The sequence below is a fragment of the Priestia taiwanensis genome, assembly GCF_014638355.1.
GTDB classification, from domain to species: Bacteria; Bacillota; Bacilli; order Bacillales; family Bacillaceae_G; genus Priestia_D; species Priestia_D taiwanensis.
In genome coordinates this window covers 1,172,172-1,198,063 of record NZ_BMFK01000001.1, presented here as the reverse complement: position 1 = coordinate 1,198,063, position 25,892 = coordinate 1,172,172, and the positions used below count along the sequence as shown (strand labels likewise).

Here is a 25,892-nt window from a genome sequence, read left to right as displayed (position 1 = left end):
CTACATCGCCATCAAGCTGAAGTTTTATAGCACCCCCGAAACAAAAAAGTCATTTTTTTGTTTCGGGGTATTTCTAGATTTTTAGGTTAATGGGCATGTGGTGGCACTCTTATACATACTAGAAAAAATATCATTTTGTCGGTAGAACCATGAGTGTATAAAATTCTAAAAGTCTTGGTATGATCTCTTCTTAAGTCTTACTCCCATTCAAATTCAAATAGTATATATTGGAAAAATATTGACAGCTAGATTGACGCATTTTTTTCTCATGTAGTTAGCAGACTAACGGTAAGTGTGCTGTCTTCAGGAGGAATGCAAATATGTTGAAAATATTTAAATACTTACAAGCAAGGGAATGGGCGTTTATTGTCATCAGTATTGTATTCATTGTAGGACAAGTTTGGTTAGATTTAAAATTACCCGATTTTATGTCTGAAATTACAATGCTCGTACAAACAACAGGTAGTACAACGAGTGAAGTATGGGCAACGGGAGGAAAGATGCTGCTATGTGCTCTTGGCAGTATGATCTTGTCATTTATTGTTGGTTATTTTGCAGCAATGGTAGCAACATCTCTTTCAAAGGAATTGCGAAAAGGTGTATTTAACAAAACATTATCTTTTTCGATGGAAGAAATTAATGGTTTTTCTATTGCGAGTCTTATTACTCGTTCTACCAATGATATAACACAAATACAGCAGACTGTTGCGATGAGTCTTCAAGTTATTATTAAGGCGCCTATTCTTGCCGTGTGGGCTATCTTCAAAATTTCAGGGAAGAGCTGGCAATGGTCCGCGGCAACAGGTGTAGCTGTTATTGTGTTGCTTATTATGATAGGTAGCCTAATCATCTTTGTGTTACCGAAGTTTCAAATTGTTCAAAAGCTGACAGATAGACTTAATCAAGTAACAAGAGAAAGTTTAATTGGTATTCGTGTCGTTCATGCTTATAACGCACAAAAATATCAAGAAGAAAAGTTTGAAAAAGTAAATACGGATTTAACAAATACAAACCTTTTAGTAAACCGTCTTATGGCCATTCTTTATCCAGGGATGAGTCTTATTATGTCAGGTTTAACTCTTTCTATTTACTGGATTGGGGCTCATTTAATTATGAATGCTGGAGGAATGGATAGAATCGGTTTATTCAGCGATATGGTCGTATTTACATCTTATGCAATGCAAGTAGTGATGGCATTTATGTTGTTAGCGATGACATTTATTTTGTTACCGAGAGCATCAGTATCGGCAGCACGTGTTAATGAAGTACTTGATACACCACGGACAATTATTGATGGAGAAATGCAATCGTTACCTAAGGGGATTGAGGGTGAAATTGAGTTGCGTAATGTTAGCTTTAAATATCCAAATGCGGAGGATTATGTGTTAGAAAATATTAGCTTTACAGCACATAAAGGAGAAACAGTTGCCTTAATCGGTTCTACTGGTAGTGGTAAAAGTACGCTAATTAATTTAATCCCAAGATTTTACGATGCGACGGAGGGAGAAGTATTAGTTGATGGAATGAATGTGAAAGAATATTCCCAAGAAGTTCTTCATAATAAGCTTGGTTATGTTTCGCAAAAAGCTGTCTTGTTTTCGGGTACGGTGAAATCAAATGTTACCTACGGTGACAATGGAGAAGCCCAGTCGACAGATGAGGGGATCAAAAAAGCGGTGGAGATTGCCCAGGGAAAAGAATTTGTAGAGAAAATGGATGATGGGTATGATTCCGTTATCGCTCAAGGCGGTACCAATCTTTCGGGAGGACAAAAACAACGTCTTTCTATTGCAAGAGCAGTGAATAGAAATCCAGAAATCTTTATTTTCGATGATTCATTCTCAGCCCTCGATTATAAAACAGATCGTCAACTTCGTTCTACGTTGAAACAAGAAACAAAAGGTGCAACAACGTTAATTGTGGCTCAGCGAATTGGAACGATTAAAGATGCAGATAAGATTCTTGTTCTTGATGAAGGTAAGATTGTTGGTATGGGAAAACATAGTGAATTATTGAAAACGTGTAAGACGTATCAGGAAATTGCTTATTCACAATTATCGAAGGAGGAGCTGGAAAATGAGTAAGAGCGAGAGCCCTCGGAAAAATACTGCAATGGCAGGTGGAATGGCAGCTCCAGGAGAAAAGCCAAAGGACTTTAAAAAGCCATGGGGAAAGTTGATTTCTTATTGTAAATCGTATTTGCCAGCAATTATTTTTGCACTTATATTGGCGGTTATCGGAACAACTTTTACCATCATTGGTCCTAATAAGCTTAGTGAGATAACAGATTTGATCATGGCAGGCATGATGGGTGTAATGGATATTACAGCTATCGGGAACATTGCGATGTTTCTTGCTATTTTGTATGGATTAAGTTTTATTTTCACATACATTCAGTCGTTTATTATGGCTACTATTACTCAACGAATTTCTAAAAGATTACGCACTGATATTTCGAACAAAATTGACAGATTACCACTGAAATATTTTGATTCTACAACGTATGGAGACGTGTTAAGTCGTGTAACGAATGATGTAGATATGATTGGACAAACGTTAAACCAAAGTATTGGTTCGTTAGTGACAGCGGCAGTTATGTTCTTTGGGTCATTGATTATGATGTTTTCTATTAATGTGACGATGACACTTTCTGCTGTTGTAGCAACTGCCATTGGATTTGCCTTAATGATTTTCATCATCTCTAAGTCGCGTAAGTACTTTGTACGCCAGCAAGAAGATCTTGGTAAGATGAACGGTCATATTGAAGAAATTTATTCTGGGCATGATGTAGTGAAGGTTTATAACGGTGATAGAGAAGCGAAGCAAACATTTAATGAAATCAATGAACGTCTTTTTGATAGTGCTTGGAGATCACAGTTTATGTCTGGTATGATGATGCCTCTTATGAACTTTATTGGGAATTTAGGTTATGTTGTTGTGTGTGTAGTAGGTGCGGCACTCACAATGAATGGTTCGATTACATTTGGTGTTATTGTTTCATTTATGGTGTATATTCGCTTATTTACTCAGCCATTGTCTCAGTTTGCGCAGGTAGCTACAAGTTTGCAGTCAACTGCGGCCGCTAGTGAACGAGTATTTGCCTTTTTACAAGAAGAGGAACTTGAAGATGAAAGTAATAAGACCGTTACGTTAGATGCGAAAGATGTCCAAGGGAATGTGGAATTTAAAAACGTTAAGTTTGGGTATACGAAAGAGAAGCTTATTATTAAAGACTTTTCTTCTTATATAAAAGCGGGGCAAAAAGTTGCAATTGTTGGACCTACTGGGGCTGGGAAAACAACGCTTGTTAATCTTCTGATGCGGTTCTATGAAGTAGATAGCGGGGAAATTAAGATTGGCGGAGTACCAATTCAGTCCATTACTCGGGAAAATGTTCATGAGTTATTTTGTATGGTGCTACAAGATACGTGGCTATTTGAAGGTACTGTTAAAGAAAACATCATGTATAACAAAGATGATGTTACTGATGAAGAAGTTGTTACCGCTTGTAAGGCAGTAGGTCTACATCATTTTATTAGAACGTTGCCGAAAGGTTACGATACAGTATTGGACGATAAATCAAGTTTATCTGTCGGACAAAAGCAGCTTATTACTATTGCAAGAGCAATGGTAAAAAAAGCACCGTTGCTGATTTTAGATGAGGCGACTAGTTCCGTTGATACGCGAACAGAAGCACTTATTCAAGAAGCAATGGATAAGTTAATGAAGGGGAAAACAGCATTTGTTATTGCACATAGACTTTCCACCATTAAAAATGCTGATTTGATTTTAGTGATGAAAGACGGAGATGTTATTGAAAGTGGTAACCACGAAGAATTGATTGCCGAAAAAGGATTCTATGCAGATTTATATAATAGTCAATTTGAAGATGCATCTTGAAATTATTGGTATGAAATAAAAGGAATAGCTACTGGAAATAAATGCTAGTAGCTATTTGGTTTACTCTTTATTTACTCTCATCCAAAAAGATATCTTCTAAGGAAGGTGTATGAACGTGTAATTTATATAAATCAATATCGTACTTTGTAAATTCTTTAACGATGCGTGGAATAGTAGCTTCTTTGTCCACTGTTAACGTTGTTTTATTATTATTTGTGATAACACCTTTTCCAATATCTTGTAAAAAGTCATCCATAATAGGTTGCATGTGCTCAGAGAATGGGGTGTGTTTTAGCTCCAGTTGAATAGATGAAGAATAGCGAGCACGTAATTCATCTATCGTACCTGCGTGCGTGATTTCTCCGTCTTTCATAATAGCAATACGGTTACATATTTTCTCGACTTCATCTAAGTTATGTGACGTCATAAAGATTGTTTTTCCTTGTTGTTGTAGCTTGGCAATTAGCCTTCGAATACTTATACCTGATTCAGCATCTACGCCAGATGTTGGTTCGTCTAAGAAGATGAGTTCTGGATCATGTATAATTGCTTGTGCAATACCTAGTTTCTTCTTCATTCCAAATGAGTACTTCCCGACTTTTTTATTCGCATGCTCAAGTAGTCCTACACGCTCTAGTACTGCTTTTCCTCTTTCATTCGATAATGTATATCCATTAATATTCGCATAATACTTTAGGTGCCCAAGCGCAGTCAAGGAGTCATAGAAAGAAGAATAATCAGGTAGTACACCAATACGTTTATGAACGTGTTGCAGAGTAGATTCATTCAGTAATTTGAACGATCCTGCCGAGGGAGTAGTGATGCCAGTAATCATATTAATAAAGGTTGATTTACCTGCGCCGTTTCTACCTAAAAAACCAAAAATCTCTCCTTTTTTCACTTGTAAATGAACACTATTTACGACTGTCTTCGATCCGTACTTCTTCGAAAGGTTCACTGTTTCAATAACATTCATTATAAATCTCTCCTCTTAAATAATATGAGTGACAGGAATACTAATAATCCAGCATAAAGGATGTTAATAAGAGGATAGTACCCACCTAAATCTGTATAGTAATAAGGGGTAATGAGCTTCAACCAGTTTATATATATATTTTCAGAATAAATTGCAGCAAAGCTAAGTGCTGGAAAGACAAGTCCAAAGACGATTCCGAAAAACATCGACAATCCTGGCTTTGGTAATAAAATAGAGAAAAGAAGGTTAATTGCTAGAGCAACGGATATGAAAACCATACATTCTAGCAGGCCTTTCCATAAAAACTTGTGAGACATGATAAAAATGATGGCGAAGGATGCAGTGATACAAAATAGCCAAAATAACCATCCTCCAAGAAATTTCCCTAGTATGATATTTGTTCGAGTTGTTTTTGTGACAAGGAATCTCATCGTTCTTGAACTTATTTCACGATTAATAACATCATGTGAAATAGCTGCGATAAATAAACTTCCTAAGAAATAAACGACAAATACTGTACCGAATGCATAGACGTCATTTCCTATTTCTGGCGGAATGATTTCCTTGTATTCTGCAAAGAAATCAGCAATTAAGTATGCTGTACCGGCGAAAATAGCAATGATAATCAACGATTTGATGCTCTTAAAGTAACTTTTAAATTCATGAGTGCAAATTGCCCACATATTGTTATCTCCTTCCCATTACTTGCTTATCTTTAGTATAATAATGGCAGTTTATTGCTTATTTAATACAACCTTAATATAACCTTAAAATGAAAAGGGGTATTGCATGAATAAAGGGAAAATTTTAATTGTAGACGATGAAGTGGCCATTTTGAATATGGTGAAATTAGTTTTACAGAAGGAGGGTTTTTCTTCTGTAGATAGTTGTACAAGTGGGGAAGAGGCGCTTACGTTAATCGAACAATATACATACGACTTAATTATTTTGGATATTATGCTTCCGGGCATGTCTGGATATGAATTAGTACCTCAAATACGAGCCACTTCTAATGTTCCTATCTTCTTTCTCTCTGCGAAAACGTCGGACTTAGACAAATTAACAGGATTTGCATATGGATGTGATGATTATATTCCGAAACCATTTAATCCCCTTGAAGTAGTTGCACGTGTGAAAGCACAATTATCTCGTTATCTTGCGACGAAAGGGCATATAGAGCAAGAACGAGTGCTAGACTATGGAAGGTTTCAATTAAACTTACAATCTGCTGAACTTATTGTAGAAGGGAAGAGTATACCTTGTACGGCTCAAATTTATAAACTATTAGCTTTCTTTTGTCAAAATTGCAACCGAGTATTTACGAAAGAACAATTATATTATCAAGTGTGGGGAGATGATCTTCTATACGATGAAAATACAGTGATGGTACATATTCGGAAAATACGAGAAAAGATTGAAGAGAATCCAAGTAAACCACAATATTTACTAACGTTAAGAGGACTTGGTTACAAAATGGTGAGTCATGGGAAGGTACAAAGATGAATATAAGGCGTAGGCTCACATTTCGCTTCGTGTTTCATTTTGTAGGGCTACTTTTTATTATTATTACTTTTCTGCTCGTATTGCTCATTTATTTGGCAGGGGAGCTTATGTCTGCTGAAAGAGAGTCTGATTTCACAAGAGTATCAGTTGGGTATTTGGAGTACGGTATAGAGATAGAGGATAGTGAAGCATATATAAAGGGAGAGATTCGTGAATCGGTTTTAGCGAAGGATGGATGGCTACAAGTCATTGATGAAGAAGGCGTAGTCATTGGGAGTGTGAATACACCTAATGACGTACCAGTGTCATATCGTTTTATCGATTTAGTTACTCTTGATTTAGAGAATTACAAAACGCACCATTGGTCTGTTAAACTTCCATCTGGGGAACAAGTATCAGTCTTATATGGAGAAACACACAAAAGTAAACGTATATTGAATGTGTTAAAGAACAAAGAAACATTTCCTACCATTACGAATGAAGACAACGATTACCTACAACAGCAGCATGCATGGATGCATGTATATAATGCCAAAGGGGAAAAAATACAGCAATTCGGATTGACGAAAGATGCTACTTACACATTTAATGATATTTTGTCGGCGGAGAAAGAACCATGGAATTCGCCAGTTCAATTATCTACGAGCTATATAGAAAGAGAAGAGTTATTATATGTAGTTGGAATTGATAACATTAAGTATAGTCCAGATGATGTTATGGATGTTCATATTGGTATGAATATGCTAAAAGCAATATTAGTAGCCATTATGCTTTTAATTTTGTTAATTGCTAGTTTAGCCTTCTGGTATGGCAAGAAATTTGGAATTCCGATTTTACACATAATGAGATGGGTTAATAATATGTCTGAGGGGAAATTAGAAGAGCCAAGAAACAAAAAAGGGAAAAAACCACTTTTAAATAAAAGGAATGTGCTACATAAACGCTATCGAGTATTTAAAGGTGTTCTTGTTTCCTTAGAATCTTTAGGTGACACGTTAAAACGAAATGCAGAGGAACAGAAAAAGATAGAAAAGACGAGAGAAGAATGGATTACAGGTTTATCTCATGATTTAAAAACACCTCTTTCCTCTATTTACGGATATGCGACGTTATTAGAAACGGATGCTTATACGTGGTCGAAGGAGGAGACGATGGAATTCGGCCATATTATGAAGGAAAAGTCTGCGTATATGAGTGAACTAATTGATGACCTTACGTTAACATATCGATTAAAAAATAATGGTTTACCATTGCAAAAAGAAAAGAGAGAAGTTGTATCCTTATTAAGAGAACTAGTGAAGTCCTATTGTATGGCGGATAATCTAGTACAACTTCAATGTACGCAAGAAGAAGTCTTTCTAGATATTGATGTAAAATGGTTTACTAGAATGATGAATAATTTGTTGGCAAATGCAAGGGAACATAACCCAAGTGATACAGAAATAACAGTAGTAGTTGAACAACGCCGTACATCTACAGCTATTTTGGTGAAAGACAATGGAGTTGGAATGGATACAGAAACAATAGACAAATTATTCAATCGTTATTATCGAGGTGGAACGACAACGGATAGTAGCGATGGCTCAGGTCTAGGAATGGCGATTGCACATCAGTTAGTACAAGCTCATGGTGGAGAAGTGCAAGTGATGAGTCAAAAAGGTGTAGGGACGGTTATTAAATTACTTTTTCCTACTAATACTGATACGAATAGAAATAACGGATGAATATGTAGAAGTGATAGTGAAAATAGAAATATCTATATTACTACAGGGAGGTTATTACGATGCAACATATGGTAGATTATTTATCACCTGTTGGGATGATTGAAATAACAGGTACGGAAGACGCAATTTGTTCTATTATGTTTTCGGAAAGAGAAGAAATAGAACATAGAGTACAGGAAAATACCCCATCCGTAGTTCAAGATTGCTATCATCAACTGATTGAATATTTTAATGGTGCGCGAAAAGTATTTACATTTCCTATTTGGAATGCAGGGACACCATTCCAAAAAAATGTTTGGAGTGCTTTAACAAGTATTTCTTTTGGCGAAACAGCTACATATAAAGAGATTGCAGTGGCTATTGGAAATGAGAAATCTATTCGAGCAGTAGGAAATGCAAACGGAAAAAATAAATTAAATATTGTTGTTCCTTGCCATCGGATTATTGGCTCAAATGGAAAATTAACAGGTTACGGAGGTGGTTTGTGGAGAAAAGAGTGGTTACTTCAACATGAGAATGTACTAACGAATAAAGAAAATAATAAAAATTAAAGAATGCCCTTTAACTTATACTAATAGTAAGTTGATGGGTTTTATTGTTGGTGAGTATGAAAAAGCGAATCATTATTTTTTTATAGTCTCTTGAGAAGTGTTATAGTAGTTATTAAATAGTTTGCGTATAAGAAAAATAGGGATTTAATTTTTGTAAAGTAGGTGAATAGATGAATCGTTATACAAACATCACACAGTTAATCGGAAATACTCCTGTTGTGAAATTGTCACGCATAGTGCCGGAAGAGAGTGCAGATGTATACGTGAAATTAGAAATGTATAATCCATCTCGTAGTGTGAAGGACCGCGCGGCGTATAATTTAATATATATGGCAGAAGAGCAAGGTATCATTAAGCAAGGTGACACAATTATCGAGCCAACGAGTGGAAATACGGGTATTGGATTGGCAATGAACGCAGCGGCGAAAGGGTACAAAGCAATTCTTATTATGCCTGATAACATGTCAAAAGAACGTATTAATTTATTAAAAGCATATGGAGCAGAAGTTGTCTTAACACCAGCAGAGAAAAGGATGCCAGGAGCTATTACAAAAGCAATTGAACTCCAACAAGAAATTCCGAACAGCTTCATCCCGCAACAGTTCGAGAATAGTGCAAATCCAAATATTCACCGTATCACAACAGCACTTGAAGTGTACGAGCAAATGGATGGGGAATTAGATGCATTCGTTGCGACTGCGGGAACAGGTGGAACGATTACAGGAACGGGAGAGGCTCTAAGAGAGAGGTTACCGAATTTGTACGTCGCTGTTGTAGAGCCAAAAGGATCGCCGGTTTTATCTGGGGGTATACCTGGTCCGCATAAGTTAGTTGGGACAAGCCCAGGATTTATTCCCAAAAATTTAAATACGGATATTTACGATGAAATCATTCAAATTGCTGATGACGATGCGGTGGAAACAATGAAAGATTTAGCAAGAAAAGAAGGAATATTAGTAGGACCATCTTCTGGTGCGTCGGTCTTTGCGGCGATAATGATAGCAAAGCGATTAGGTAGAGGAAAGAAAGTCCTTTGTATTGCGCCGGATACAGGTGAGCGTTACTTAAGTATGGGATTATTTGAGTAAAGAAGGTTGAAATTTTCTAAAAAGTGTTTGACAGGTGAAAACTTCTATGATAAAAATAATAGTAATCAAATCGTCTTATAATAAGCAATGACAGGAAGCAGTAGTGAATGTCTCCCTATTTCAGAGAGCTGATGGTTGGTGAGAATCAGTATATAGATTATTCATGAATTTCGTCCTCGAGCATCTTTCATAAATCTCGTTAAGAGGAAGTGGAAGACGGTAGTTATTACCGTTATCAAAGTAAGTGGTGAAGAATTTCTTCACAACTAGGGTGGTACCGCGATATTTTCGTCCCTACGTATTTACGTAGGGGCGTTTTTTTATTCGGTTCTATTTTAGGTGTGTCTTCATAACTAGGGTGGTACCGCGATATTTTGTCGTCCCTACGTATTTGGCGTAGGGGCGTTTTTTATTCGGTTCTATTTTGGTGTATCTTCACAATTAGGGTGGTACCGCGATATTTTGTCGTCCCTACGTATTTACGTAGGGGCGATTTTTTTATTTTTTTGAAGGGACGTGGTAGTTCAAACAGTAGTTGAAGGGAAGTCTAATACAAAAGAGGAAAGAGGTAGAGAGAAATGAAAGCTCAACAATGGACATCGAAACTAGGTTTTATTTTGGCAGCGGCAGGATCTGCAATTGGTTTAGGTGCAATTTGGAAGTTCCCATATATGGCTGGTGTTGGAGGTGGAGGTGCGTTCTTCCTTATCTTCATTGGCTTTACATTGTTAATAGGTTTGCCGTTATTATTAGCGGAGTTTGTCATTGGAAGAAGTACACAAAAAGAAGCAGTACAAGCATATGATGACATTGCGCCGCGTACATTATGGCCGTGGGTAGGAAGACTTGGAATTATTACGTGTTTCATTTTACTATCGTTTTATAGTGTTGTCGGTGGTTGGATTTTACTTTATTTATGGAATGCAATAACAGGACAATTGTGGGAAGCAACAGGATCGTACGATGTTGTTTTCGGACAAATTATTTCTGATCCTTATTTAGCAGTTGGCGCACAGTTATTATTCTTATTATTGACTATTTTCATTGTGAGTAAAGGTGTACAAAACGGGGTAGAGAAAGTAAATAAATACTTAATGCCAGCATTATTTGTCTTATTCTTTGTGCTAATTATTCGTTCATTAACATTAGATGGGGCGATGGAAGGGGTTAGCTTCTTCTTACAGCCTGATTTCTCAAAAGTAACATCTGAAACAGTACTGTATGCGATGGGACAATCATTTTTCTCCCTATCAGTAGGTGTAGCAGTAATGGTGACATATAGTTCATACTTACCGAAAGAAGAGAGTTTAACACGCTCAGCATTTTCAATCGTTGGTCTAACAATTATGATCACATTGTTTGCAGGATTAGCAATTTTCCCAGTCGTATTTGCTTTTGGTATGGAGCCAGCACAAGGACCTGGTCTTCTCTTCATCGTATTACCAGCAATCTTCAGCAAAATGGCATTCGGAAAAATATTCTTCGTCGTATTCTTATTCCTATTCTTCTTTGCGACTGTTACATCAGCAATTTCGATGTTAGAAATAAGTGTTGCTTCACTTATCTCTAAAAATAAGGAGAAGCGTGGGAAAATAGCAAGCATTGTTGGCTTATGTATTTTCGTCGTAGGTATTCCATCAGCACTGTCATTTGGTGTACTAAGTGATGTCACATTTTACGGTAAAACAATTTTTGATTTAGCGGATTTTGCGGTTAGTAACGTGTTAATGCCGTTAGGTGTACTACTTGTAGCAATATTCGTTCCACTAAAGATGAAGAAAGAAGTATTAATGAAAGAATTAGGAGTAAGTGAAAACAAAGGATATAAACTATTCATACTTTGGTTAATGCTGCTTCGCTACGTAGCACCAATAGCTATTATCATTGTGTTCTTAGATGTAATTGGGGTTATATAGTATATTGTTACTTATAATGAGTAAAAAAGCGGTGATTATTTTCTATCTATCAAAATAAAGATTCATCACTAAATGATGAGATTATTTTTTCATAAAAAAGCAATGTTTTCTTTGAATTTGCTCATTATAAGTTGTTAGTAAGACTGGATATCCAATTGTTGAGAGCGGATAGTCTAGTCTTACTTTTTGCGAAGGGGAGAAAAGTTATGATCGGGACTTTCGATCATGACAGGAATAGATATAGAAAAATGTACACTAGGAAATAAACAGTTTCATCATTATTTACGCAACTTACTTATAGCTCAGGACATATAAAATGTTACAGACAAAACTCGTCCTTCATAGGAGAGTTTTATTTTTTTGTCTAAAAACAAGTTCTTTTGAACTTGTTTTTAGACTTTTCTATTGACCTATTCATAAGTGCGTGTTAATATGTGTTTGTAGGAAGCATTTTACATAAATAAAGAGGGAGAAAAAAGAGAGTGGTTATTTTGGATTGTTGTTTTGAGTTTAATTTTTAGTGTTTGGAATTATGATGTATTTTAATGTGTTACGGATTCATTTTAGATGGACTTTTAAGATTAATAGTTTATAAATTGCTATTGACTTGTGATCCTGTTTAATGTTGGCGCTCCAATGAAAGCGCTATATGAGAGAGTGAAGAGATTCTTTTATTTAAAGGAGAGTTATTATGGCATATGTTCTATTTGTAATCTTAGTTATAGGTTCCATTGCTTGGTATTTATCAGGTAAAAAATATAAATGAAAAATAGCAAAAAGAGAGACAGGGGAGATTGGAAATGATGGAAATGAGAACAATTAAACGTATTGCTTGGACAGGATTAGTTACAGTGGTAGGAGCTACAGGATTCTTCTTGTGCACAGAGACAGTATCACAAGGTAAAGTTGGAGTAGTATTTGATAGAATGCAAGGTGGAGTACAAGAGGAAGTATTAACGGAAGGTTTGCATTTTGTATCGCCAATGGCACGAATTACTGAGTATCCAATCAGCACAGAAACAGTGGAGTATGAGTTTTCGTTACCAACAGCAGACACAAAGACAATCGCAATGTCTATGGTTTTAGACTATCAAAACGATCCCGCTAAAGTAAGTGATATTTATAGTGAGTGGCGTGGTCAAGATTCAAAGGCTTTGGAACAAGGATATTTAAAAAATAGTATGATGGGTATCGCTTCTGAAGTAGTTTCTAAATACACTATTTTAGATTTAAATAATAATCGTGCAGAAATCCAAGCGAAAATTTTTGAAGCATTTACTAACAAAGTAGGAGAGAAAGGATTTAATGTTTCTAGTATTGTACTTGGAAAACCTTCTTACGATGAGCAAACAGAGAAAGCCATTCAAGATGTTGTAAATAAACAACAGGAGTTAAAAGCTTTAGAGATTGAGAAGCAGAAAGCTGAGATTGCTGCAGAGAAGAAAATGATTGAAGCAAAAGCTGAAGCAGATGCAAATAAAACAATTAGTTCTTCCATTACAGAAGAACTAATCAAAATGAAAGAAGCTGAAGCACGTTTGAAACATGGTTGGGTTGAAGTTCAAACAGGTCAAGCAATTGTTGATACAAATAAGTAGTGATAAATGACTAAGCAGTATGTGAATTTTTTGGAGGAAAGGTGAATGAGGAATCCATAATCTACATGATTCGTTAAATATTTGTGATTTCATTAAAGGTATTATTTGCGCCATTTATTCACAGTATAGTACATATAAAGCATTAAAATAAAACTCGCCCTTCGTGGTTGAGTTTTATTCTTTCTAAAGAAAAGTTCTTTTGAACTTGTTTTTTGACTTTTTCTATTGACTAGTTCGTATATAGGTGTTAATATAATGGTGTAGCGAATGTGTTACAGAGATGAAAGGGGATTACATATGGAAAAGAAATCGAATGGTTATTTTGGATTGCCGTTTGTTTTAAGTTTGATTTTTAGTGCAATAGTATTTGGAATTATTATGTATTTTAACGTGTCACCATTGCACTACAGATGGGGATTCAAGATTAATATTTTACTTATTATCTTGTTTAGTAGTTACATAGTATTCATGAGTTTGTTCAGAAGATTTAATGCGAAACAATTTGCAATAGTTGGGATTGGATCGGTTTCACTTCTTATTTTAATGAATGTTGTTTTCTTCTTTATGACAACAACAGTTATCCATAGCAAAGACTACCATCACTTAATCGGTGAAGTAGAAGAACGAAAATTTGAATCGGATGTGGCGCACGTTGACCTAGAGCAATTGCCTACAATTGATAAAGAATTAGCAGGGAATTATGCAGATAAAAAATTAGGAGAAATACCAGCGTTAGGGAGTCAGGTTGAAGTAGGGGAATTAACGCTTCAACAAATTGATGGGAAATTATATTATGTAGGACCACTTGAGCATTCAGGAATTCTTAAATGGTTCCAAAATAGAGAAGGTACGCAAGGATATGTGAAAGTAAGTGCTACTGATGCGCAGGATGTAGAATTAGTTACACAATTGAATGGGAAAGATATTAAATTGAAGTATTTATCAAGCGCTTACTTTAATTCAAATGTTGAGCGTCATGCATACTTAAGTCATCCAACACAGGGAATTAAAGACTACTCATTTGAATTGAATGATGAAGGAAATCCTTACTGGGTAGCTTCTACGTATGATCATACGATTGGACTTTCTGGAGAAGTGATTACAGGTACATTGATTATTGATGCACAAACTGGCGAGATGCAACAATACACGGTGGAAGATACACCGAAATGGGTAGATATTATTCAACCACAATCGACAGTTGAAAAGCACTTAGATTATTGGGGAGAGTATGTACACGGATTCTTCAACTTCTCGAACCAAGATAAGTTGAAAACAACAGAAGGAATGCAAGTTATTTATAACAATGGAGAATGTTTCTTCTATACAGGAATTTCAAGTGTAGGAAAAGATGAATCAACAGTTGGATTTGCACTTACAAATACACGTACTGGAGAAACGACGAAGTATAATGTATCAGGCGCAACAGAAACAGCGGGTATGCAGTCGGCAGAAGGAAGTGTACAAAACTTACAGTACAAAGCAACACATCCAATTTTAATTAATGTTCAAAATGAACCAACGTATTTCTTAACATTAAAAGACAAAAAAGGTCTTGTGAAATCATACGGAATGGTAAATGTAGAGAACTATAACCTTGTAGCAACTGGCGATACATTACAAGCAACATTAAATAGTTATGTAAAAGCTCTGGCAGGTAAAGGGGTTCAAGGTAATTTAGAAACAAACGGTGTAGAGAAATCTGAAACTGGTACAGTAGAAAGAATAGGTTCGGTCACAACAGAAGGGAATCAATTGTTCTACATCGTTGTGAAAGAAAAGCCAAATAGCTTAATTATTGTTCCATCCGCGGTATCTAAAGAAGTCGCTTTAACAAAAGAAAATGATGTAATTGATTATAAGTACATCGAGTTACCTAATATGGATGGGATAACAGTGAAAGAGTTTGATAACAAAAATATCGATTTAAAATAAGCAACGTGGAGGGATATTTCCCTCCACAGTATATCTGTCAAAGTGTTTTAAACTAATAAATGGAGGGGTAATATGTCACAGTTTTCTTATAACCTTCCGCTCTGTAGAACATCGGCTAAACCGATTGAAATTTATGGGAAGAGCGGGAAAGTAGGAGTTGTGAAAGGTTTTTATGAGAATGTGTTTACGAAATTTTTGGATAAAATCAGTAGCGAGTGTGGTCGTTACCTTACGTATGAGTTACGAGATAGTGAGAATAACGTGAGGATTATTTCGAAAGATGCGAGAGGATTCACGAGAAAGAAAGCATTCGTGACGTATATTGATCATAATCAAGTAGAACATGAAATTGTCATGAGAGAGACGGAATGTTTTGATATAGATGAAAAAATTACGTTCATATATAAAAATAAAGAGTACTTAATTAGTAAGAGATTGTTTGAACCAGCTCAATTAGTAGTAGACGGGGATGTAATTGCAGATTGTAATGTGCAATTTATGAATCGTGCATATAATGTGAAGATGAACATTTATAACTATGCGTATTTGCAAGAACATTATTTAGTGTTGGGGTTATTTCATGCTGCTCTTTCTTGAGTATTTGTTTGAAAAGTTATTTAGTTGGATTTGGTGATTGCACGTTGCAGGTTCAAATTCGTGTATGTTGAGCATGGTTATGCACTTATTTATTTTTTTAAAACATCTAGGCAGATGAAAATAAAATTGTATCCGATTACATAAGGAACGGTAATAGATAAAAAAGGCTGAAGGGGATTCCCTTCAGCCTTTTTTTGTTAACCACCACTAATAGTACTACTTCAGCTACCAAAGCCACTTTTCCCTGTGTTGTTACCATTATTGCTATTAGAGTAAGTACCATTGTTACTACTGCGAGTTATACCGTTGCTAAATTTACTTTGGAGCTTATTTCCTCCTGCAAAACCTTTGCTAGTGTGATAATCTTTATAAGTTTTATTGTTCATCAAGTAGCTTAATGTTGCATAATATAGTCCTCCGTAATACAAGTAGGAGTAGTGTGTAGACTCACTGTCGTTGCATTTCCAAACTCCTGCTTCCATGTCAAATTCCCATTCACTACAATATTCATCATTAGGGATTTCAGGTAGGTCTATTCCATTATCTTTTGCAAATGTTTCAATATCATCGTCTATTTCGACTTCAGAAGTTTGGACATTTTCTTTAGGAGGTTGTTGTGTAACAGGATTTTGTGCTACTGTAGGTGTCTCCTCTACAGTAGTTGTTGTTACTTTTTCTGTTGAAATAATTTCGGACGTACTAGAAGGAGAACCACAGCCTACAGTAGTTGTCGTCATCAATATAGCTGATACACCGGCTAGGACTTTTTTTGTTCGTTTCAATTAAATCCCTCCAATTTACTAAGCAAATGACCATCGTGCTATATAATAAATCTCTTTTGTTCCATTATATTACATTTGAAGGATTTCTTCTTATTGTTTTTATGTTACTTTAGGAAACTTAGTAAATATATGCTCATTTTAGTTAGCGACCAACTTTTTGAATAGATGATGCGTAGATAGAAATGTAGCAAATATCATACATAAAAGAACAGGAAGCATTAATGACACATATACGATATTTGGTCCATATTGTTGTGCAATCCAACCTAATATAGGGCCGGATAGGACGACAACGCTTTGATTACAAACCATCCGATAACTTGCCATTCTTCCATGATAGCGCTTATCAGTAGCCATTTGTTGTACAGCTTGTAGCAAGACACGTATCCATGTTGTTGTAACACCAATGCAGAATACGGCTATGAATGTAAGGATAATGTAATGTGAAAATCCAAGGGTGGCAAGGCCTAACAATGCAAGGAATAAGGAGTACAAAGGGAATTTATCTTTTGCATACGCCCACCACCAGGAACCGAGTAGTCCTGCTGCTAGTCCGCCTAATGAAAAGGCAACATTCAGAAATCCATATACGGTAGCGTTTTCTTCTAAATATGCTAATGTATATACGGACAAAAAGCCTAAAGTTGAATGGAAAACTAGTTGCCCATTGAATAAGAGGACGAATAATAGTAGTAAAAATTTGTTGTTCGTTAAATAATGAAATCCGCTTTTAAATTCTTGTAAGATGGAGGGGGTATTCATCGTGTCCTCGTTAAGAATTGTTCGTCGATAAGGTACGAATAGTAAGCTAGTTAGTGCAATAAGATAACCGATAATGACGGTTGTTAATGTAAGAGTGCTACCGAATGTTGCTAACAAAATCCCTCCGATACTTCCTCCAATAATCCCACCTAAAATCGTGACAGATGATGTTTTTGAAAAGATATTTGGTAAATCTTCTTCTTTAAAAACTTCTGCTAATAGAGCTTGTATAGCTGGACGGAGTAGGGAGCCAGAAGTTTGTATTAGCATATGAGTACTAATTAGTAAAGGAATGGACAAGTCGCCGAGTAGGTCGTTTATACATAAAATAATAATGGAAAATATACTGATAGAATGAGAGATGATAGCTAGATTTTTACGATTGTATCGATCAACAAAAACACCAAATAATAAGTTTAGTAGTAAGCCGGGTAAGAATCCAATACTAACAAGCATTCCGCTTAGTAAAGCATTATTCGACTGTTCGTACACAATCCATGTAACGGTAATAAAGTAAATCGTGAGGCTGAAATCTGCGAAGAAAAAGGATAGTAGCATTTTTCGATAATTATTCACAGGCATTCCTTCTTTCTTTGTAATAATGAAAAGCATAGTAGTTAATATCTACTATGCTTGTAAGTTTGCGCTATGATGAGGGGCTATATGTAACAAGTCTTTCACGTCATGAATTAAGTAAGTAGGCTTTGTGTTAGCTAGCATTTCTTTTGAATGAGCTCCCCATGTAACACCGCAAGATTGCACACCAGCGGCTTTTGCCATTTCAATATCAAATGTGGAATCACCAATCATGATACATTGTGATGGTCTGAACTTGTTTTCTGCTAAGATATTTAAAATTCCCTCTGGATGAGGTTTGTAATTGTTAACATTGTCCGATCCCATCACACCATTGAAAAATTCTTCAATATGTAACGAACGCAAATTTCTTCGTAATACATCTGATTTTTTACTCGATACAACGAATAAGAGACTACCTTGTTGTTTCCGTTTTTGCAATACTTCAGGAATGAGTGGGAAAGCTACGATTAATTCGTTTTCATACTTTTTGTACATCGTGCGGAATGTTTGGAGTAATTCGTCAAACATAGATGAAGATAGTTCTGTATTTGCCATTTTTTTAAAAGACGTCTCAATTGGAATCCCCATAAATTCTTCGATGAGTGATTCATCTGGAATGAGAAGATCATGTGCCTTAAAGGCTTCTTGTGTTGCTACGACACTACAATGCTTTGAATCTGCTAAAGTTCCGTCGAAGTCAAAAATATATACGTTTTTTTGCATGGTGCAACCTCCTTTATATTCAATATTCTAATTTAATTATGGCATACAAAAGAAGGAAATGTAAAATTGTGTGACGAATTATAATGGAATTATTCAAAATAGGGGGACTACCATGATTACCGTCAAATTAGTACCACACAATATACTATATGCAGAAAGAATGTCACAATTAACTTCTGCACCTGAAGTAAAAGATGCCCTAGGGTTAAGTGATGAACAAGTATCATTAGAAGGGACAAAGGGATTTATTGATTTCATTTTGAAACAAGAGGAAGAAAGTAAACAGTACTCACGCATGATGTTGAATGAAGAGAATAAATTAATTGGTGTTATTACATTAAAGGAACTAGACCACATAGCGAAAACGAGTCATATCGGTACGTGGATTGGTCATGAGTTTTGGGGTAGAGGATACAATGAATTAGCAAAGGAAGAAATTTTACATATCGGATTTACAGAGTTAGGGCTAGACTACGTTTTTGCTGGTGCAAAGTTGGTGAATGTTCGTTCGCAAAAAGCGCAAGAAAAGCTAGCGTATATAAAGCTTGATATCGCAGCAGAATTTCCATTAGAACATATGAAATTAGAAGAACAGACAGGAGCGGCTTGTATCCTGAATGTAATTGAGAAAACTACTTTTTTAGATTGGTACGAGAATAGAGGACGGGGGTAATAGAGATGAATATAAGGAAGGCGCAAGTAGAAGATGCGGCAGGGATTGCAAGGGTACATGTAGATTGTTGGAGAACTACGTATAAAGACATCATACCAGAAGACTTTTTATGTAACTTATCGTATGAGAACCGAACAAAGCTTTGGCTACACAATATACAACGAGAAGATAACTATCTATTCGTCGCGGAGAATGAAGACGGAGAAATCATTGGCTTTGCTGATGGGGGAAAACGAGAAACAAATACAGTAGAAAACTCCGGAGACTTAACGTCTATTTACATTTTTGAATCGTATCAAAAGCAAGGGATAGGGAAGAAACTTTGCCAGCCGCTATTTCAAGTCTTTCGTGATTTAGGGTATACGACTATTTTTGTGGAAGTGCTAGAAGATAATAAATCCAAATATTTTTATGAGGCATTAGGTGCTAAATTATGTAAGGATGAAGAAATCGTTTATGGAGGCAAAATGTTAAACTTGTTAACGTACGAGTGGGGAGATATTCGCCATATATAGTAGGGGGACTTCATGCAAACATATAAAATCGATATAACCGAACGAATGAAACATTATAATGTAGCGGGCATTAGTATCGCTGAAATAAAAAACGGTACATTACATACTACAGAATGTTACGGTGTGCTAGAAGCTGGAACGAACAAACATGTAACGAGTACGTCTCTTTTCAATGCATGTTCCATTAGTAAGTTTGTAACATCAATGCTTGTGATTGTATTGTGCGAGAAAGGAATTCTTTCGTTAGAGGAAGACGTGAACGATCAATTAATATCGTGGCAAATCCCAGGAAACGAATTTACGAAAGGGAAGCAAATAACGTTACGAGACTTGCTTAGTCATCAAGCAGGATTGATAGACTCAGAGGGAAGTTTTCAAGTGTTAGATGAAAATACGGGTGTTCCGTCTATGCATAACTTGTTAAATGGAAAAACAAATTATTGTACAGAACGTGTTACAGTGAAAGTTGCACCAAAAACAGAATTTCATTATTCAGATGCAGGTTTTTGTATCACTCAACAAGTAATTGAAGATCGATGTGGTAAGCCTTTTGAAGAAGTGATGAAAGAATACCTATTCGAACCACTTCAAATGAAAGGCAGTTCTTACCCAAAAATGAGCATAGACAAAGAAAGTTTCTCTAGTGGCCATCATAAAGAGGGACAAGTGATAGAAGGGAAATACTCAATCTATCCATATGCTGCAACAGCTGGTCTTTGGACAACACCGACAGATTTGTCATACGTTCTAACAGAATTAATGAATGCGCTAAAAGGTATAAGTAAATTAGGACTTTCTCGGAAACTAGTAAAAGAGGTAATTGCTCCTTACGGTTGTAAAGAGTGGACGGGATTAGGTTGTTTCTTGGATGAAACAGAACAAGGAGTAGAAGTGTCGTCCTTAGGATGGGGAATAGGGTTTCAATGCTTATTTGTCGCATATCCTCATAAGGGGCATGGATTAATTGTTATGACGAATACGGATTTAGGGGTACATCAATTAGAAGGTATTATTGGTGAAATAGTCAAGATGCAAAAAGTATGAACTCCCTATCATTAAAGTGGTAGGGAGTTTATACTTTATTATAGGAAATAGAGATACACAATGAAGGGTGCAATCATCGATCCTAGTATTGCGCTTAATGTCATCGCAACAGAACTAATGGCGAATGTAAGCTCATTGTATTCAATTGCTTTTGACGTTCCAATTGCGTGAGAGGCACTACCGAAAGCAACGCCCCTTCCTATATCACTATGAAGATAGAACCATTTTAGTATGTAAGGTCCTACTAGAATACCAGTGAATCCAGCAATCATCACAAATACAACTGTTAAAGAGGGGACTCCTCCTAAACCAGATGTTATTTGCATCGCTACCGGTGTTGTGATGGATTTAGGAACCATTGAGACGATCTGTTCTTTCGTGAAGTCAAAGATTTGTGTTAACATAAGTCCACTTACTATACCAATAGTTGTACCAATTATAATTCCACCTACAATCGGAACAACTTGTTTTAATATAATATTTCGTTGTTTATAAAGAGGATAAGCGAGGGAAACAATTGCTGGTCCTAATAATTTATCCAACCATTGTCCACCAATCATATACGTTTCATAGCTGATATCAAAATAAGAAAGAATGACAATTATGGCTATCATCGTAGTTAATACAGGCATTAATAATGGGAGTCTAAAGCGATGGTATAGGCGACTTAAACAGATGAAGAGGATAATTGTACTTGCAATTACTGTGACTGCGATGAGTGTTTTTTCCATGATGCATCCTCCTTTTTTCGCTTAGCGTACTTTGCTAGGAATTGACTTGCATGTCCAGACGCAATCATTGTTATGACTGTACTAATGATTGTAATAAGAACAAGTATTAATTCTTTTCCTTTGAAAATAGAAGTGAAATTCATCACACCGACTGTTGCTGGAATAAGTAAGAATGGTAGATATGCTAATAACACATTTGAGCCATCTTCAATCCACTTTAATGAGACAACTTTCAGTGAAAGGGCGGCTAATAATAATAATAACCCAATAATACTGCCAGGCATTGATAGGTGAAGTATACCGCGTATCCATTCACCTATAAAGTAAAAAACGAATAATAGTACGATTTGTGCAAGAATCCTAATAACTTTCATTGCATAGCGTCTGTTCTTTACGAATTTAATAAGGAAAAGAACAGGCTCCCTCCTTTAAGATAAACTTTTGCTAATGTAATGATACCACTAATAAGAACAAGAAGGGGATATAAATGGCTAATAAAGAAAATATAAGAGTATTCATAACAATTTCACAACATCGGATGTATGACCATTATCTATAGAATAAGTATGGAATAAAGAAGCACCCAATCTAAATACACTAGGAGGAATTGCGTTACATATTTGTGAGCATGTAAAGCGTAATTCAATCCGCTTTTCTAACAAACATCCAATATATTTTTCACAAGGGATAGAAGATTATTTTCCTAATGAACACTTCTCTCTTGATGAATTGTTACACGTTGTTCATAATTCGTTTGAAGATTTCGATGGGATAATGAAGCAATTACTTGAGGATATTCCAGAGAAGATTAACATGTGTGAAGATTCTGCAAGCAAGCGTGGCGGATATTCCAGTTGAACATGCGACATTCCACCTCATAGCTGCTTTTCAAACGCATTATTTTTGGTCGGATTTTGAACGGATTATAGAAGAGGTATACCGTGTGTTGAAGCCGGATGGGGGGTCTTGTAGTGCCAAGATATAATATTGCATATCACATGAAAGCTTATAAGGATGATAGAGAATTAGAAGCATTATTGAAGAAAGTTGGATTCACATCTGTTCAATTTTTGGAGGATGAGAGTCGAGGATGGTTATGTGTAAAGAGTAAAAGGTGAACGTTTATGAATGATTAAGAGCTTTTTTTAACGAAAGTAGAGTGAAATGTTTGACAAAATTAACGCTATTTTAACATAATGTTCATGTGCACTTAAAATTTACCAGTTAAAGTGTATATGAGTTTAAGAGTTAGAGAGGGGAAAAAGTTTTGGTTAAAAAGCGTTTTTTACAGGTTGCAGTAGTATCAGCGGTCCTTATGGCAAGTGGATGTGGGACAAAGGAGCAGGCAGTGGCGAAGACTGAAAAGGCTAAAAGTGCAGAGATTAAAACAGATGTAAGTGAAGTGTTGAATATATCACACCGCGGAGCATCGGGTCATGCACCAGAGCATACAATCCTTGCTTATCAATTAGGGGAGGACATGCAAGGGGATTATATTGAAATTGATTTGCAAATGACAAAAGATGGGGAACTTGTTGCATTGCATGATGAGACATTAGAACGTACAACAAATGGAACAGGTCTAGTGAAAGACTATACATTAGCAGAAATTAAAAAGTTGGATGCAGGCTCTTGGTTTAATGAAAAATATCCAGACAAAGCGAAAAAAGAATATGTTGGACTGACAGTACCAACTTTTGATGAAGTTATTGAGAAGTTCGGAAAAGATAATAAGTATTACATTGAAACAAAATCACCTGAAGTATATCCAGGTATGGAAGAAAAGTTGCTTGAGAAATTACATAAGCATGGATTAGTTGGGAAAGACAAGGAAGCTAGTAACGCAATTGTTCAATCATTCAGCCCGGAAAGCTTAAAGAAGATGCATGAATTAGATAAGAATGTACCACTTGTGCAATTACTATGGTATGAAGATGAATCGAAGCTAGCAACAATTACAGATGAAGAGTTAAAGAAGTATAAAGAGTATACGATTGGAGTAGGGATGAACTTTGCACCTATCGATAAGACATATGTACAAAAAGTACGTGAGCATGATTTAGAAATTCACCCATACACCGTGAATGAAAAAGAAGATATGAAGAAGTTGTTAGAGTGGGGCGTGACAGGTATGTTCACAAACTTCCCAGATAGATTAGAAGAAATATTAGAAGAATCTAGTAAGAAGTAATACAAACATTTCTCATTATATGAAAAGAGTGAGGTGACCATTTTTTGGGCATAATTTCTTTTGAATAATAATGAGGAGTTGATTGTTATGAAGAAACAACCACGAGAAAAGAAAAATTTGAAAGAAGATATTCGTATCGAACAAAATGCAATATACAGTGATCCAAAAGTTGCGAATAACGTACATCCACTTCCACAACCGAAAGATTATGATGAGATCGAATATTGAAAACGGATACAAACACCCTCGCAAAAAAGGGTGTTTGTATTATTTTAGAGTACCCTACTTTATTTGACCAATATATTAGTGTGTGATAGTCTTTTGCTTGAGGAAGGTGTTTAGTATGTTACATATGACACTGTGTAAATTTGTGATGAAACGCTGCTCTGTACAAATGTATAGGATGAAGCATTGTGCAGAGCTTAATCTAGAGGTATAGTGCCTCTTGTATTCATCAGGGAATAGCTTTCAAAAAGTATAGTCTTCTATGCTTGTTTGAGTGTGGTTATTTTCTGATGAATCATAGATATAAAGCCGTAGACAATGTTTTGTCTGCGGCTCTTTGTGTTGTTACTATGCTAGATAAGCGTATTTATCGGTATAGTTAGGCGTCGAGAAATATGACTGTCACAACAAAGCAGAGGGTTCATGTCTTTATGGCATATCCCTCTGCTTTTTTATTGTCACAAAGTCTGTATTAAAGACATGTATTGGTTATATTTCTGAAAAATGGATTAAGGAAATTTGAAAGATAGAAAATAGTAAAAAGAGATAGAGGAGAAGAAAAGTATGATTAATGATAAGAAAAATTGGAAAAAGAAGATAAGTTTGTTTTTAACGGCCCAAATGATTTCATTGTTCGGCTCATCGTTAGTTCAGTATGCAATTATTTGGTATATTACCTTAACAACAACTTCCGGATTTATGTTAACGATATCTACTGTATGTGGCTTTCTCCCACAAATAGCAATCTCTTTATTTGCCGGGGTATGGATTGATCAGTATGATCGCAAGAAGATGATTATGTTCTCTGACGGGATTATCGCTATGGTAACATTGCTTTTAGCAGTATCTTTCTTCTTAGGATATAGAGAGATTTGGTTACTATTTATTGTATTGCTAATACGATCAGCTGGGACAGGAATACAAACTCCAGCTGTGAATGCACTTATCCCACAGATTGTGCCACAAGAGAATTTGATGAAAGTAAATGGGGTAAATAGTAGTATTACATCATTCATTATGTTTATTTCGCCAGCAGTGAGTGGGGGGATTCTTTCTGTTATAACGATTGAAGCAACTCTTTTAATCGATGTGATAACAGCTTTCATTGGAATTTTTATTATGTTCACACTTAACATTCCTTCATTTGTGAAGAAGAAAGATGAAAAACAAACGACTGTACAAGGAGTGAAAGAAGGATTCTTATATGTAAAAGACAATCCATTTATTAAACGATTGTTGTTATTTCTTATTGCTGTGATGATATTAATTAGTCCAGCTGCGTTTTTGACACCGTTAATGGTAAGTAGATCGTTTGGTCCTGAAATATGGAGACTTACTGCAAGTGAAATGACATTTAGTGCTGGAGCTGCTGTAGGAGGCTTGTTAATATCAGCTTGGAGTGGTTTTCGTAATAGAATGCATACAACAATATTAGCGTGTGCGCTTTACGGTGGATTAATGATTGGATTAGGGATTGCACCACTATTTCTCGTCTATTTAGGTTTAAATTTCTTAATAGGTATCACGATGCCAATTTTTAATACGCCTATTAATGTATTATTGCAGGAGAAAGTTAATTCGTCTATGCATGGCAGAATTTTTAGCCTTGTTCAAATTTCGAGTTCATGTGCGTTACCGATAGGAATGATGATTTTTGGGCCGTTAGCAGATATTGTTCAAGTTGAAAGTTTGTTAATTGTTTCAGGGGGATGCGTACTTTTAGTGGCATTGATTAGTCAGCGGCACGTTTCATAAATATACAAGTAAGGTGTTAGACGGATTTAACTATATGTTAAATCCGTTTTTTTGTAATGGTTAATAATGTCAATATTCTGCCTTTTGGGTATATAATGAAACTAATCTATTTACCAAAGGGGTG

General features: G+C 35.8%; 25 protein-coding genes and 1 other annotated feature. Of the genes, 18 read left to right on the top strand and 7 right to left on the bottom strand.

From position 1 onward, the window contains the following. Positions 1-320 precede the first annotated feature (320 nt). Entirely contained in the window at positions 321-2,084 is a 1,764-nt protein-coding gene (locus tag IEV41_RS06345; protein ID WP_188387570.1) for an ABC transporter ATP-binding protein, read from the top strand. Further along, positions 2,077-3,900: an ABC transporter ATP-binding protein gene (locus IEV41_RS06340; protein WP_188387569.1), complete on the top strand. Its 1,824-nt coding sequence runs from the start codon at positions 2,077-2,079 to the stop codon at positions 3,898-3,900. The genes IEV41_RS06345 and IEV41_RS06340 overlap by 8 nt, the downstream gene beginning before the upstream one ends. A gap of 67 nt (positions 3,901-3,967) precedes the next feature. Here IEV41_RS06340 and IEV41_RS06335 read toward each other — a convergent pair whose 3' ends face one another. Together IEV41_RS06335 and IEV41_RS06330 are read right to left on the bottom strand one after the other, a co-directional pair. Then, positions 3,968-4,876 (bottom strand): ABC transporter ATP-binding protein, encoded by a 909-nt coding sequence (locus IEV41_RS06335; RefSeq protein ID WP_188387568.1) that lies wholly within the window; start codon positions 4,874-4,876, stop codon positions 3,968-3,970. After that, on the bottom strand, positions 4,876-5,559 hold the full coding sequence (locus tag IEV41_RS06330; protein ID WP_188387567.1) for an ABC transporter permease: 684 nt from the start codon (positions 5,557-5,559) through the stop codon (positions 4,876-4,878). Before IEV41_RS06330 ends, IEV41_RS06335 begins: the two co-directional genes overlap by 1 nt. Before the next feature lie 106 nt (positions 5,560-5,665). Between IEV41_RS06330 and IEV41_RS06325 the strand changes: the two genes are divergently transcribed. From IEV41_RS06325 to IEV41_RS06290, 8 genes are all read left to right on the top strand, one after another. After that, entirely contained in the window at positions 5,666-6,379 is a 714-nt protein-coding gene (locus IEV41_RS06325; protein ID WP_188387566.1) for a response regulator transcription factor, read from the top strand. 107 nt (positions 6,380-6,486) lie between these two features. Next, a complete protein-coding gene (locus IEV41_RS06320; protein WP_188387565.1) occupies positions 6,487-8,103 on the top strand; it encodes a sensor histidine kinase in 1,617 nt (538 codons plus the stop codon). A gap of 59 nt (positions 8,104-8,162) precedes the next feature. Further along, entirely contained in the window at positions 8,163-8,654 is a 492-nt protein-coding gene (locus tag IEV41_RS06315) for a methylated-DNA--[protein]-cysteine S-methyltransferase (RefSeq protein ID WP_188387564.1), read from the top strand. 170 nt (positions 8,655-8,824) lie between these two features. Next, positions 8,825-9,742, top strand: coding sequence for a cysteine synthase A (gene cysK, locus IEV41_RS06310; RefSeq protein ID WP_188387563.1), 918 nt, complete (start codon positions 8,825-8,827; stop codon positions 9,740-9,742). A gap of 78 nt (positions 9,743-9,820) precedes the next feature. Continuing rightward, positions 9,821-10,041 (top strand) — a binding site (T-box leader). A gap of 279 nt (positions 10,042-10,320) precedes the next feature. Further along, positions 10,321-11,658 carry a sodium-dependent transporter gene (locus IEV41_RS06305; RefSeq protein WP_188387562.1) on the top strand — a complete coding sequence of 446 codons (1,338 nt, stop codon included), beginning with the start codon at positions 10,321-10,323 and terminating at the stop codon, positions 11,656-11,658. 800 nt (positions 11,659-12,458) lie between these two features. Beyond that, positions 12,459-13,256, top strand: coding sequence for a prohibitin family protein (locus IEV41_RS06300; RefSeq protein WP_188387561.1), 798 nt, complete (start codon positions 12,459-12,461; stop codon positions 13,254-13,256). A gap of 297 nt (positions 13,257-13,553) precedes the next feature. Beyond that, positions 13,554-15,191 carry a cell shape-determining protein gene (locus IEV41_RS06295; RefSeq protein ID WP_188387560.1) on the top strand — a complete coding sequence of 546 codons (1,638 nt, stop codon included), beginning with the start codon at positions 13,554-13,556 and terminating at the stop codon, positions 15,189-15,191. Positions 15,192-15,263: 72 nt separating this feature from the next. Further along, the gene (locus tag IEV41_RS06290; protein ID WP_188387559.1) at positions 15,264-15,788 is read left to right on the top strand and encodes a tubby C-terminal domain-like protein; all 525 of its coding nucleotides are present in this window, start codon (positions 15,264-15,266) and stop codon (positions 15,786-15,788) included. Positions 15,789-16,009: 221 nt separating this feature from the next. Here IEV41_RS06290 and IEV41_RS06285 read toward each other — a convergent pair whose 3' ends face one another. From IEV41_RS06285 to IEV41_RS06275, 3 genes are all read right to left on the bottom strand, one after another. Further along, complete coding sequence (locus IEV41_RS06285) at positions 16,010-16,570, bottom strand: hypothetical protein (protein WP_188387558.1); 561 nt, start codon at positions 16,568-16,570, stop codon at positions 16,010-16,012. Positions 16,571-16,708: 138 nt separating this feature from the next. Then, positions 16,709-17,908: an MFS transporter gene (locus IEV41_RS06280; RefSeq protein WP_188387557.1), complete on the bottom strand. Its 1,200-nt coding sequence runs from the start codon at positions 17,906-17,908 to the stop codon at positions 16,709-16,711. A 51-nt stretch (positions 17,909-17,959) separates the two neighbouring features. After that, positions 17,960-18,634: an HAD family hydrolase gene (locus tag IEV41_RS06275; RefSeq protein WP_188387556.1), complete on the bottom strand. Its 675-nt coding sequence runs from the start codon at positions 18,632-18,634 to the stop codon at positions 17,960-17,962. A gap of 112 nt (positions 18,635-18,746) precedes the next feature. Between IEV41_RS06275 and IEV41_RS06270 the strand changes: the two genes are divergently transcribed. The 3 genes from IEV41_RS06270 to IEV41_RS06260 are packed head-to-tail and all read left to right on the top strand — an operon-like array spanning position 18,747 to position 20,866. Next, positions 18,747-19,307 (top strand): GNAT family N-acetyltransferase, encoded by a 561-nt coding sequence (locus IEV41_RS06270; protein WP_188387555.1) that lies wholly within the window; start codon positions 18,747-18,749, stop codon positions 19,305-19,307. Positions 19,308-19,312: 5 nt separating this feature from the next. Next, positions 19,313-19,822 carry a GNAT family N-acetyltransferase gene (locus tag IEV41_RS06265; protein ID WP_188387554.1) on the top strand — a complete coding sequence of 170 codons (510 nt, stop codon included), beginning with the start codon at positions 19,313-19,315 and terminating at the stop codon, positions 19,820-19,822. Positions 19,823-19,834: 12 nt separating this feature from the next. After that, complete coding sequence (locus tag IEV41_RS06260; RefSeq protein WP_188387553.1) at positions 19,835-20,866, top strand: serine hydrolase domain-containing protein; 1,032 nt, start codon at positions 19,835-19,837, stop codon at positions 20,864-20,866. 38 nt (positions 20,867-20,904) lie between these two features. Here IEV41_RS06260 and IEV41_RS06255 read toward each other — a convergent pair whose 3' ends face one another. Both IEV41_RS06255 and IEV41_RS06250 read right to left on the bottom strand, forming a co-directional pair. Further along, the gene (locus IEV41_RS06255) at positions 20,905-21,597 is read right to left on the bottom strand and encodes an LrgB family protein (protein ID WP_188387552.1); all 693 of its coding nucleotides are present in this window, start codon (positions 21,595-21,597) and stop codon (positions 20,905-20,907) included. Next, positions 21,567-21,971 carry a CidA/LrgA family holin-like protein gene (locus IEV41_RS06250; protein ID WP_188387551.1) on the bottom strand — a complete coding sequence of 135 codons (405 nt, stop codon included), beginning with the start codon at positions 21,969-21,971 and terminating at the stop codon, positions 21,567-21,569. Before IEV41_RS06250 ends, IEV41_RS06255 begins: the two co-directional genes overlap by 31 nt. 413 nt (positions 21,972-22,384) lie before the next feature. On the opposite strand from IEV41_RS06250, the gene IEV41_RS06245 reads away from it, so the two are divergent. From IEV41_RS06245 to IEV41_RS06225, 5 genes are all read left to right on the top strand, one after another. Beyond that, positions 22,385-22,582 (top strand): class I SAM-dependent methyltransferase, encoded by a 198-nt coding sequence (locus IEV41_RS06245; RefSeq protein WP_188387550.1) that lies wholly within the window; start codon positions 22,385-22,387, stop codon positions 22,580-22,582. After that, positions 22,569-22,715: a hypothetical protein gene (locus tag IEV41_RS06240; RefSeq protein WP_188387549.1), complete on the top strand. Its 147-nt coding sequence runs from the start codon at positions 22,569-22,571 to the stop codon at positions 22,713-22,715. The genes IEV41_RS06245 and IEV41_RS06240 overlap by 14 nt, the downstream gene beginning before the upstream one ends. A 197-nt stretch (positions 22,716-22,912) precedes the next feature. Then, a complete protein-coding gene (locus IEV41_RS06235; protein WP_188388701.1) occupies positions 22,913-23,788 on the top strand; it encodes a glycerophosphodiester phosphodiesterase in 876 nt (291 codons plus the stop codon). Between the two features lie 87 nt (positions 23,789-23,875). Next, positions 23,876-24,016, top strand: coding sequence for a hypothetical protein (locus IEV41_RS06230; protein ID WP_188387548.1), 141 nt, complete (start codon positions 23,876-23,878; stop codon positions 24,014-24,016). Positions 24,017-24,577: 561 nt separating this feature from the next. Next, a complete protein-coding gene (locus tag IEV41_RS06225) occupies positions 24,578-25,768 on the top strand; it encodes an MFS transporter (RefSeq protein WP_188387547.1) in 1,191 nt (396 codons plus the stop codon). The last annotated feature ends 124 nt before the right edge of the window (positions 25,769-25,892 follow it).